This is a genomic window from candidate division TA06 bacterium, assembly GCA_016208585.1.
Taxonomy (GTDB): domain Bacteria; phylum Edwardsbacteria; class AC1; order AC1; family EtOH8; genus UBA5202.
Genome location: JACQXR010000162.1, coordinates 1 through 11,618, shown reverse-complemented (window position 1 = coordinate 11,618; position 11,618 = coordinate 1). Strand labels below are relative to the sequence as shown.

Below are 11,618 nucleotides of genomic sequence, written 5' to 3'. Positions count from 1 at the left end.
GTGTCCGCTTTGGTTTGGGAATAAGGGGCTCAACCCGTTGCCAGAATTCGTCGGAGACCGTCCATGATTTGTATGCTTTCATGCGGTCTATGGTATCATAAATCCATTATAAAAGCAAGATATTATTTACGGATAAGCTCTTATCCTCAAGGGTAACTAACTGATATTCACCCCGGTCAAGTTTAACATCCCTATTGTCTCGTCCACCGGCAGCAATAAACCAGCCACTTTGCGCTCCAAGGTGGCGCGCCTGTTGTACATCATTAACTTCTGGGTAATACTTCCTGATAAAATTAGAGTTTATCCTTAAATAAGCTTTGGGTCAGCATAAACGAGCGAAAAGCTGCCAGACAAGGAACGCGAGTGAAGCGTATCCACAGCGATACGGTGAATGAGCGTGACGTAGTATGGCGGTTTTGCAGCCGTTTATGCCCAAATTGTTATTTGAGGATAAGCTCTTAGTCAATTGGGTTTTAGTTATGGGCTTTACATCAGGATAATTTTGGGCAAGATAGATAAGTATTAATGCATCCTTTGTATATTTCCCACTTATTTTTAACTTAGGCATTTTGACGCCCTTGTTTTCTAAATATTTTTTATGATATTCCTCAATCGTTTTATATATTTTTGCTATTTCTTTTCTTGTTAACGTATCCTTCATTTTGATTCTCTCATGTAATTTTTATATTTAAAGTATTAATTATTCTTTCAAAATCATCTATCGTAAAATACTCTATTTCTATTTTCCCTTTCGTTTTACCAGTTGGTTTAATTTTTACCTTTGTGCCCAGCGCCCGCTGCATTTCATTTTGAATATTTGACAGATGCTGGTCCAGGTTTTTGCTTTTGGCCGGACCTGCCTCTGTCGTTCGTTTTGCGGCCCCAACCCGGGCCAAACTTTCGGCCTCCCGCACCGACAATCCTTTTGAGACTATGGTCTGGGCCAAGGAAAGTTGTTTGCGCTTGTCGCTTACCATCAATATGGCCCGGGCGTGGCCGGCGGTCAGCTTGTCGTCCTCCAGCAACTTCTGAACCTCGGCCGGCAGGGTCAAAAGCCTAAGGCTGTTGGTCACGGTGGAGCGCTCCTTGCCTACCTTTTTTGAGACAGCCTCCTGGGTCAGGCTGAACTCGCGGACCAGGCGTTCGTATCCGCGGGATTCTTCTATTGGATTGAGATTTTCCCGGTGGAGGTTCTCGATCAGCGCAATCTCCAGGGCCTCCTGGTCCGTGGCCTGGCGAATGATGGCCGGGATCTCGGGCAGCCCCAGCCTTTGCACCGCCCTTAACCGACGCTCCCCGGCTATCAGTTCGTAGCCGGACCCGCTCCGGCGGACGATCACCGGCTCGATCACGCCTTTTTCCCGGATGGACTCGGCCAGCTCCGCCAGCGATTCGTCCTTGATATTGCGACGGGGCTGAAAGCGGTTGGGTTTTATCTCCGAGACCTTGAGAAATCTCTCCAGACCTTCGGGATGGCTGGCGAGTAATATTTTTACTGGCTTGATCGGGATCAGGGCCGAAAGCCCTTTGCCCAGGCCGCGTTTTGGTGCAGGCATCTCTTGCTCCGTCTGTTTTATCGTTTGGACCCAACCCCTCTGTCTCCCCTTCCCAATCTGGGAAGGGGACGGGGGTTGGGTTATTTTACCACTATCTTCTTGGGATCAAAATCCGGCTTGGGGAACTTCATGTCCAGCCCCTCCAGCGTTTCCACTATGATCTGGGAGATGGCCAGGTTGCGGAACCATTTCTTATCGGCCGGGATCACAAACCACGGCGACTGTTTGGTGCTGCAGTTGGAGAGGACAGCCTCGTAGGCTTTTTGATATTCGTTCCACCGGGCCCGTTCCTTAAGGTCTTCGGGGCTCATCTTCCAGTTCTTGGTGGGATCCTGCAGCCTGGCCTCCAGCCGTTCCTTCTGCGCCTGCTTGCTGATGTGCAGGAAGAATTTAAGAACGATGTAGTTGTTGCGGATCAGTATCTTTTCAAAATCGTTGATCTGGTCGTAGCGGTCGGACCAGACCTCCTTGGGGACCAGGTTGTGGACCCTCACTATCAGGACATCTTCGTAATGCGAACGGTTGAATATTCCGATCTCCCCGTACGGCGGCACGTTGTGGTGGATGCGCCACAAATAATCGTGATCCAGCTCCACCAAGTTGGGGGCCTTATATGAAACTATCTTGCAGCCCTGGGGGTTCACTCCCCGCATCACCTGACGCACGGTGCCGTCCTTGCCGCAGGCGTCCATGCCTTGAAGGATGATCAGCAGGCCGTACTTGTTCTGGGCGTAAAGCAGGTACTGCAGCTCGGCCATCCGCTTCTGGTTTTTCTCCAAAAGCTTAACGGCCTGTTTCTTGTCCTTGAACCCCAGGGTGTCGCCGGGTTTGATCTTCACCAAGTTTACTTTTTTGCCTGGTTTGACCACGAGTTTGGAGGAAAGTTTTTTCAGGTCCATGGCGGAACTCCATTTATTTGTTAGCTGTCACCTGTTATCCGTTGTCTGTTGCCGGTTATCTCTTCTTTATTATCTCCCGGGCCAGGCTCAAATACCCCTGGGCGCCCTGCGAGTTCACGTCGTATAAAATGATTGGCTTGCCGTGGGACGGGGCCTCGGCCAGCCTCACACTGCGGTGGATCACGGTCTTGTAGATCTTGTCCGGGAAATGTTTCTTCAGTTCCTCGGCCACCTGCTGGGCCAGGTTCAGCCGGCTGTCGAACATGGTCAAAAGGATCCCCTCCATCTCCAGCCCTGGATTCAGCCCCTCCTTCACCAGTTCAAAAGTGTTCATCAGCTGGCCCAGGCCCTCCAACGCGTAGTACTCGGCCTGGAGCGGGATTAGCACGCTGTGGGCGGCGGCCAGGGCATTGATGGTCAACAAGCCCAGGCTGGGCGGGCAGTCTATTATGATATACTGATAATTTCCGATTACCGATTCCACCTGGGGCTTCAGCAGAAACTCCCGGCCCTGGCACTCCACCATTTCCACCTCGGCCCCGGCCAAATCTATTTGCGAGGGGGCCAGCTTGAGCTTGGGCAATGCGGTCGGCAGGATTATTTCGGACAGCGGGATTCCCTCCATCAGCGCGTCGTAAACGCCCCGCTCCACCAGAGACTTGTCCTGGCCCAGGCCGCTGGTGGCGTTGGCCTGGGGGTCCAGGTCCACCAGTAAGGTCGTTTTTTCCAGCACCGCCAGGCTGGCGGCCAGATTTATGGCGGTGGTGGTCTTGCCCACCCCGCCCTTTTGGTTGGCTATGGCTATGATCTTGGCCATTTAAAAATGAGATTGTCCGGGGTTAAAGACATTGTTATAGATTTTCATTATACCATAATATTTGTAAAATCTGCAAAAAATATCTTATTTATTTTACGGCAAAAACGGGTGATTTTTGTTGACTTTTATTGCCGAACCTATTAAAATAGTGGTTGTCAGCGGTCTTAACTAGCGTCGGGAGATTTATAGTTGTGAAAAAACTATTGGTCTTGCTCTTCTTGTTGGGCTTGGGGTCAATGGCTTGGGCCCAGGGGCTGTCTTTCGGAATCAAGGGCGGGGCGAATCTGTCCTCGGCAAATGGAGCCTGGGCCGAAGGCACCGAATCGCGTTCGGGAATGGCTGCCGGCTGCTATCTTACTCTTGGCTTGCTCCCCTCCTTTGCAGTTCAACCGGAAATACTATATTCACAGAAGGGGTGGAAAGCATCCGGGGATGCGTCAGGTGTCCCGTGGGTTGGCGAATACAGGATTAATTATCTGGAAGTGGAAGTTCCCGTGCTGGCAAAATATTCTTTCGGGGCGCTGGTTAAGCCTTATATCCTGGCTGGCCCCTACTTTGCCGCCCGCGTGAGCACTTCCTGGGAAGAAACAAAAGGATATACAACCGCAACCGGCAGCATGGATGACTATATTAAAAGCTCGGATATGGGTTTTGTGCTGGGGGCCGGGGTGTCAACACCCATCAAGCTTTCTTTTGAGGCCCGCTATAGCGTCTGACCTGGGGCTTTTACCGCGGTTTTTCAACGATCTACGAGGAAATAGCCGGGGTAACTCATGATTGGAAGAATTCCAACATATCCGTCATGGTCGGCTACGCTATTTTCTAAATATTTCACATCGGTAAAAGCCCCAGGTCAGAAACAACCCGGGGCTTGATTTTTTGCTTTCGGCTGTTTAAAGCAATATTGTCCTTGCCACTTCCTGGTGATCGCTGAAATCGGCGAAGGCAAAATCGGCTCCCTGTTCCAACAGTTCGGCGGCGGAACTCCTCCCGGTGCCCACCCCAATGGCCTTTACCCCCAGGTGCCGCCCGCATTTGGTGTCGTGCTCGGTGTCCCCGATGATAACGATCTGCTTTCCTGTGAATTTCTGGCCCGATAGCTCAAAGGCCCTCTGGACCGCGATGTCCGCCAGCTCTTTCCGGACGGCCGAGTCGTCGGCAAAAGCCCCGAAGGCAAAATATTCCCAGAGGTCAAGCGACTCCAGTTTGGCCCGGGCGCCCTTTTTGATGTTGCCAGTCAGCAAACCCAGCAGTACCGATTGTTTGACAAGTTCCTCCAAAAGTGCCCGCACTCCTGGATAGACTGCTCTGTCCGGCGCCTTTGGCAATTCTGTTTGCAGACCCGTTACGTATATGTTCAATGCCCTTTCCACCGTTTCACGGTTATGTTCCACCCCGGCTTCGGTCATCAACTCCCGCACGATTTGAGGATCGGTCTTGCCGTCAAAAACCCAGCCGTCTATCGGGCCGGCCGTGCCGAAGACCTCCAGCAGCGCTTGCTTGAAGACCCTTCTGGGCGTGGGCCCGCAGTGCACCAGGGTGCCGTCGATGTCGAAGATGACCAATCGGGAATAATTGTTTTTGTTCACGGTTTTTGTTTTTCCAGCTCAATTATTTGCCGGGCTTTTCCGTCAATAGTATATTCTTTGAAAAATATCATTCGCAGGTGGTTCTTATCCATCGCTTTTCCAGCTTCCTTTATTTCCTGCTCTGCCTTTTGGGATTTATGGGCCAAAAGCTTTCCGCCGGCCTTTAAAAAGAAAGCCGCTGCGGGAACCAGCTCTTTCAAGGCCGCCACCGCCCGGCACAGTACGATATCGTATTTATGGAGATGTGCCGTATCCTTTACAAGCTCCTGCGAGTGCTGCGGAACCACCTTCACGTTTTGCAAACCCAACTCCCTGGCCGCCAGTTCCAAAAACTTGGCTTTTTTCCGGGTGGCTTCTACACAGGTCAAATAAATTCCGGGCCGGCAGATCTTTAGGGGGAACCCTGGGAATCCGCCGCCCGGGCCCAAGTCCATGACATTGAGTGGGGACGGGCAGTATCTCGCGGCTTCGTCCAGCAGGGATAGGGCGGCCAGCGAATCTGTGATGTGGCCGGCCACGGTTCTTTCCGCGTTCCGGCGGGAGATCAGATTTATTTTTTGATTCCACTCCAAAACCAACCGGGCGTATTGTTCAAGTTGTTGAGCCTGCATCGGTTCAAGTTTTATATTGCGGGCTTGCTCGGCTTGTTTTATAATATTTGTTTGGAGGCTTTGGTTTGGCATTTTCTGAAATTTCTTTGGCTGGTAAAATGTTTTATAGGAGTGAAAAATCTACGATATTTTACTCTAAAACCTCCTTTATTTCAAGACATTAGAAAACGGGCCGTATAAACGGCCCGTTTTATTGGCAATCAGATATTTATTTAGTTCTCCCTGTTTTTCGCTTGTTTCGGTGGGAAAAGGATCTTTTTCAGTGGCAACTATTTACCTATCGGCCAAGATGTCATCCGGCACGATCTATGCGGGCGGGATTACTTGATCACGATCATCTGCTTCTCATCATGATGGAACGTGCCGCTTTCCAGAGTATACATATATATTCCAGTGGTCACGGGGCGCCCGGCATTGTCTCGCAGCTCTCACGTCAGGTCATACCCCCGGCGCCGCAATCTGTGGTGACCAGGGTCCTCACCTGTTGTCCGTTCAGATTATGAGTTTATCCTTAAATAAGCTTTGGGTTAGCATAAACGCGCGAAAAGCTGCCAGACAAGGAACGCGAGTGAAGCGTATTCGCAGCGATACGGTGAATGAGCGTGACGTGGTATGGCGGCTTTGCAGCCGTTTATGCCCAAATTGTTATTTGAGGATAAGCTCTAAATATCTTGAAGGAGGTTGGGCCGGGCGTTATCAGGTGGAATGACAGCATGGCGCTCTTGCTGGCCGGGTTGGGCAGGCAGGGCGCCAGCTCGCAGACCAGCGGGATGAACGGCGGGCAGGAGACCATTCTCTTGCCCGCTTTGATTATTTGATCAATAGCATTTTACCTATCTGCTCGCGGCCGTTGAATTTCAACCGGTAAAAGTAAACCCCGGCGGCGAAAACGCCCGCGCTGTTCCAGGTGGCCGAATGTTTCCCCGGCGGCTGGAACCCGGCGATCAGCGTCTTCACCAGTTGTCCGGCCACATTATAAATGCCTAACTCGACCTGCCCGGATGCCGGCAATTGGTAGCTGATCCGGGTTTGAACTGCGAACGGATTCGGCGAATTCCAAAGCCGGAATATGCCCGGGGAAAGCACTGTACCCTGGAGTTGTTCGGCCACGCCGCTGGCGTCGGCCAGCACCAGCCGTCCGTAATGCGCCGGATCCTCGTCCTGGGGTAATTCCATGTCCTGCGGCCACCAGGCATAGATGTTTTTGTCGGCGCCGTCCTGCCAGCTCAGGTGAATCTTTGCGATCCCGCCCGGCCCGTTGCGGATATCGCTGCCTGTCCCGCCGCCGAAAGGGATGGACATCTCGTATTGCGCATGCCCGGACGCAATGCCGACGGCTCTTGCGATACCGCTGGTGCCCGAATTGATAACGGCCGGCAGCGTCGTGAATGTCAGGCTGTCGGCCGCGCCCGACCACTGCAGGATATAGCGGCCCTCGCTGTTATCGCCGGCCCAGGCGCCGTCGCCGTCGTCGTCGACAAAAAGATAGAGCGCGTCGCCGCTTTCCAGGCTCGCATCCCACGGCACGTCTACCGCCAGATACAAAGCCGACGAATCGTTGACCGCGTACAGGAACGCGCTCCCGGCCGGAGGCGTTTGGAGGTTTCGTCCCAGAATGTCGGTGACATCGATCTTGACCGTATCCGGCCATTCGCCGTTGGAAAGCACGCCGTCTATTGCGATGGGGCTGGTCCGCCACGGGCAATTCAGCTTATTCCGGTAGGGGAAGGAGACGGTAACGGCGGAAACCGTGTCGTTGGCGCGGTTGCCGTCATTGTCCATGGCGCAGCATAGCTTCACAACGTACTGCTCACCCGAGGTTCCGGCGGTCCAGGGATCGAACGTCAGGGAAACGGAGCCGCCTGGCGCCAGAGCGTTGACGGCAACAGTATCGGAGAATATCAGCGCCGCGTTGTGATAGACGAAGCACTGGACGGGAAAGGATTCTTCGAACAGTCCGGCGTTTGTTGCCCGCAACCGGCAGGCCGCCGGGCTGCCGGGTTCCACGTACCAATCGGGCTGCTCCGCCGCCGCCCTGACGTCGTGCGAGTCCGGGGGATTGCAGAATTTAACGGCATAGTTATCCTTGAGCAGGCTCTGGGATATCTGCAGGCCGGCGCCGCCGGCCTGGTCCTCGATGCCGATGCCGGTATTATTATCCGTTTGCCAGCCGGGCCCAGCGGTCCGGTAGTTGAATGCCACGCTGCTGTCGTCGTAACATAAAACGAGCTGAAAACTGTAGCGGTTCGAACCTCCCCACCTGATCGCCGAATCCCATTCCATAATAAACCGGCGGCTGCTTGCGTCGTTGTAAAAATACAGCTGGCCTTTCTCCGCAGCGCCGAGGTCCATATCGTTCCAGAACGGGGCCAGCGCTGCATTGGGCGGGACCGGATTGGGAAGCGTGATATCCGGGCAGAGCGGGGTCGAGTCTGGAGAGGTGAAACTGGCGAACCCGTTGGTGCAAATGTACACCGAGTCATAGATCTGCCCGTAGAAACGGAAACTCTGCGGCAGCGCCACCAGCCAACTCTTGTCATCGGCGGCGCCCGGGCTGGTTCCCAGACCCCTGATCTCGGTCCAGGAATAAACCGGTCCGGCCGGCTCGTCAGAATCGATCCAGCGGTAGCCAAAAGCATCCGGCCCGCCCTGGGCCGCTTGGAGCGGGTGGATCGCCGCACAGGCGAACAGTATCAGAAGCACCATCCTCATTTATCTGATTCTCAGCAATTTGAGCATACCAACTTTCCGTCCAATGGACCAGCGCAGGAAGTAGCAGCCGTTGGCCGCCGGGCCGCCGCCATCGTCCCTGCCGTCCCATGAGGCGCGGTGGCGCCCGGAAACCTGCGGGCCTTTGACCAGCGTTTTAACCCTCTGGCCGGCGATGTTATAAATGGAAAAGTTCACCGGTTGGGTATTAGCGCCGACAGTATAATCAATGTGTACCGCATCCCGGAACGGGTTTGGCAGAACCCCATTCAGACAGTTGACGGCGGGTATGCCGGCCCGGGCCTGGATTGGGCCGTAGTACTTGATATTTCCGCTCAGATCCTGTTCACCCAGCCGGTAGTAATATAGTTTCCCCGGCTCCACCCGGCGATCCGGCCAACGGTAGGAAACGGGACCGGAGGCGGCGCCGGCGGCCGGAAGCCAGCCGGCGGATTGATAGCTCGAGGCGTCATCCCCGCGCTCTATCAGCCACTGGTAGGAATTGGTCTCGCTCGCGGTGCGCCAGGCAAGCACGATTGAATCCGAAAACTCGCCGGCGGAAAATTCCGACAGGGTGACCGCCAACGGCAGGCTGAAGGGGCTCGTATTCAGTCCCACAAAATATCTGGAGGTATCGCCTTTGGCCGGAGTATTATGCCATACCACAAATGAATGCCAGCCCGAGGTATCAGCGGTGAACTGAAATTGCTTGCCGGGCGGGGCGATCTCATTAAAAGAGCCGACGGCTTGGGATCTGGATTTGTAGATTGCTCCCTTGGGGCTGAATACGGCAAAACCAAGGCTGGCCGGGCCGGCCTTGAGGCTGCAGGCGGCGTAGTAGCTCGTTCCCTGGCTTAAGGTGACGTCATAGGTATGCACTATCTGATAATCGCCCATCCTCTTCTCAGCGCTCCAGCCGTTGTTGGGGATGGTGCCATCCTGAAGACAGAATTGGGTGAAATAGTCCCCGTCTCCGGTTTTGGGGCCGCGGTAAACGCCGGGATAATAGCGGGTGCCGGCAGTCAGTTTGTTGCCGTTGACGGCGATTATTTCGACCGTATCCGGGCCCAACGCGGACTGGGCGGCCACAACCGAGAATCCGGCATTGGCTTTGCCGTAAGCGTCGTTGTAGACGCGTAGATCGTAGTCCGTTCCCGGCGCCGGCTTGAGCCCGGCCGCGCTCCAATAGTTGGTGGTGGCTTGCCAGTAGCCGTCGCAGTTGTAGTCCGGGATGGACGGATCGATCACGTTGACCGGCGGGGTGGGCACCTGCAGGGTGGTATCGTCGGGAAGACGATACGGCGTCCACACCCACTGTCTGGAGAATATATCGTTGTTCCTGGTCCTTTCGTAAAGGATTCGCTCCTCATAATCCGTATAGAGCCGCAGGGTGTGCCGGCCTCCGAAAATCCGCATCGGATAGTCGGCTACCGTCTCGGTCCACCAGGCCGGTAGCCGGAAATCCTCCAGGTAGGCGTACAGCCATTCGTCCACGAAAAGCCCGGCCCGGAACGTGTCGGCCACGTCTACCGAGGAAGAGTCGATGAGGCACAGATCTATATATGTGGTATCCTTGGCCGAGGTACCGAAGCCGCGCAGGGTGTCGCTGACCGTGTATGTTCCCTTGAGTTTTGAAGGGACCAGCGGGAACTGCCAGCTCTCTGGTTTATAGGGCGCCAGGTCGCAGACGCGGGGGAAGTTTTTAAGATTTGTGTTGAAATAGACGTCGAAGCCCAATCCCCAGGAAACATTGCGTTTGTCGGTCCAGGCCACCCGGGGAATGTCCTGCAGAACGCAGAGCGACACCCCCCGCGGCCCTCCGACGCAGGTATTGCTGTCGCTGGCGATTTCGGCGGAGAAGAACGTTTTTCCGGTGTCGGCCGACCAGCGGAAGTATGCCCAGACGCTATCGTGCGTATAGGCCAGATAACAACAGGTGTCCTGGGCCCAGAGCGCGGGATATCTCTCCTCGGCGCCGGTGGCCGCGGCATAGACTGCAGCTCCGGCGAACGTCTTTCCGCCGTCCTTGGAGCGGCGCACCAGAATGTCATAGTCGGTTTGCTTATTGTACGCCCGCTGCCCCGCCAGGTAAAGGAATTTGCCCGAGGCCGAAAGGCCGGGAAAACGATCGTGGTGATAAGTGGCGATGCCGTAGGAAGCAGTATTCCAGGCAAAGGTGTCGCCGGGCGCGCTAAGCCCCCCGGATTTGGCGTACATGATGTCGGTCGAATCCGAATCGGCCGGCGCCGAGGCGAACCGGAGCTCGTAGGCCACCGCGGCCAGGCTGTCGCTGACGGCCGCCGCGGGAAACATCTCCTGATCCCCGGTATAGGCGATTTGGTTCCAGCGAGCCAGCCAGCTCCCTCCGCCGTTGCGCGAATAGGCGTAGCCGATGTCATAATCGCTGCCGTCCCCGTAGTAATCGTACTGCCAGGCCACCACCACTCTGGTTGAGTCGTTCTTTCTGCCCGCCGCCACCCTGGGCCAGTGGCATTTGGGATAGTTGGCCTTCCAGGCTGGGATATAGAAGAAATCCCATTTATCGCCGCCGGAAGAACTGAGGAACTGCATCCCCAGGGTATCGCCGGTCTGGTAGAAGAGGAAGCACTGGTCATTGGGGGTAATGGTCAGGCTCGGCCGCCAGTAGTTGTAATTGTTGTCCCCAAGGTAGAACAGGTCCTCCCAGTAGTTGCCGCCGTCGGTAGATCGGGCCAGCCAGACCTCGTATTTTCCGGTTCCCGAATACAGCCAGTCGTAGGCGATATACAGGCGGCCCTGACTGTCCTTGGCCATAGAGGGCCGCTGCTGGTCGTCGGAGTAATTGGAGACCGCATGGTTGCGGCCCCAGCCCTGAACTTTAGGGAAAAGCAATGCGGATTTTAATGGTAGTTCATTGTTCGCCTTTGGCTGTTCAATCAGCGCCTTACCGGCCGGTTTCCCCTCGGCCGGAGGCCAGGCCCGGGCATCCGGAATCTGACGCCATTCGGTCTCCGGGGACAACTGTCTGAGGTTGCGGCAATTTTTCCGCCGTTCCGGCCGGCGGGATATGATTAATCGTCTCCCGCTTCCCTGCTTTTCCACCCTGATCAGGACGCCGGGACCATTGGCAGCCTCCGGCCGCTTGTCCTCGGCCGATCCGCCAAAACCAGCCGTTATCGCCAAGCTAAGGATTCCTATAATGACGGGGCTTCTGTAAAAGCGGTTCATCATTGTCGTAAAAGTTAAAATATGTAACCTAAAATCCCGTAAAATTATAACTATGTTCGATGCCCCGGACAGCAAAATCTGACGCCTGCTCGAAAATGATCAGTAATATCGGGCTTTGCGGGCTGCAACCAGAATGAAATATTTAAAAAAAGTACTTGACTTGCGACCAACTCATAGTTATAATTATAACTATGAGTTACCGCATAGAACAAACCATCAAAGGCACCACC

Annotated in this window: 10 protein-coding genes; 1 reads left to right on the top strand and 9 read right to left on the bottom strand. The window is 54.8% G+C overall.

What is annotated here, in order from left to right:
- Positions 1-322 precede the first annotated feature (322 nt).
- The 4 genes from HY768_11610 to HY768_11595 form a co-directional block, all read right to left on the bottom strand.
- On the bottom strand, positions 323-661 hold the full coding sequence (locus HY768_11610) for a hypothetical protein (protein MBI4727842.1): 339 nt from the start codon (positions 659-661) through the stop codon (positions 323-325).
- Between the two features lie 10 nt (positions 662-671).
- Positions 672-1,556, bottom strand: a complete 885-nt coding sequence (locus tag HY768_11605; protein ID MBI4727841.1) for a ParB/RepB/Spo0J family partition protein — start codon at positions 1,554-1,556, stop codon at positions 672-674.
- Positions 1,557-1,636: 80 nt separating this feature from the next.
- Positions 1,637-2,455, bottom strand: a complete 819-nt coding sequence (locus tag HY768_11600) for a polyphosphate kinase 2 family protein (protein MBI4727840.1) — start codon at positions 2,453-2,455, stop codon at positions 1,637-1,639.
- A gap of 55 nt (positions 2,456-2,510) precedes the next feature.
- Positions 2,511-3,272 carry a ParA family protein gene (locus HY768_11595; GenBank protein ID MBI4727839.1) on the bottom strand — a complete coding sequence of 254 codons (762 nt, stop codon included), beginning with the start codon at positions 3,270-3,272 and terminating at the stop codon, positions 2,511-2,513.
- Positions 3,273-3,463: 191 nt separating this feature from the next.
- Here HY768_11595 and HY768_11590 point away from each other — a divergent pair, with 191 nt between their 5' ends.
- On the top strand, positions 3,464-3,988 hold the full coding sequence (locus HY768_11590) for a PorT family protein (GenBank protein MBI4727838.1): 525 nt from the start codon (positions 3,464-3,466) through the stop codon (positions 3,986-3,988).
- Positions 3,989-4,165: 177 nt separating this feature from the next.
- Here HY768_11590 and HY768_11585 read toward each other — a convergent pair whose 3' ends face one another.
- The 5 genes from HY768_11585 to HY768_11565 all read right to left on the bottom strand — a co-directional run bounded on the left by HY768_11585 (position 4,166) and on the right by HY768_11565 (position 11,343).
- Positions 4,166-4,861, bottom strand: coding sequence for an HAD hydrolase-like protein (locus HY768_11585; protein MBI4727837.1), 696 nt, complete (start codon positions 4,859-4,861; stop codon positions 4,166-4,168).
- Positions 4,858-5,544 (bottom strand): 16S rRNA (guanine(527)-N(7))-methyltransferase RsmG, encoded by a 687-nt coding sequence (gene rsmG / locus HY768_11580; GenBank protein MBI4727836.1) that lies wholly within the window; start codon positions 5,542-5,544, stop codon positions 4,858-4,860. The genes HY768_11585 and rsmG overlap by 4 nt, the downstream gene beginning before the upstream one ends.
- Positions 5,545-6,103: 559 nt before the next feature.
- Positions 6,104-6,265 (bottom strand): hypothetical protein, encoded by a 162-nt coding sequence (locus HY768_11575; GenBank protein MBI4727835.1) that lies wholly within the window; start codon positions 6,263-6,265, stop codon positions 6,104-6,106.
- Positions 6,266-6,282: 17 nt separating this feature from the next.
- On the bottom strand, positions 6,283-8,184 hold the full coding sequence (locus tag HY768_11570) for a T9SS type A sorting domain-containing protein (protein MBI4727834.1): 1,902 nt from the start codon (positions 8,182-8,184) through the stop codon (positions 6,283-6,285).
- Entirely contained in the window at positions 8,185-11,343 is a 3,159-nt protein-coding gene (locus HY768_11565) for a hypothetical protein (protein ID MBI4727833.1), read from the bottom strand. It lies immediately after the preceding gene.
- Positions 11,344-11,618: the final 275 nt, after the last annotated feature.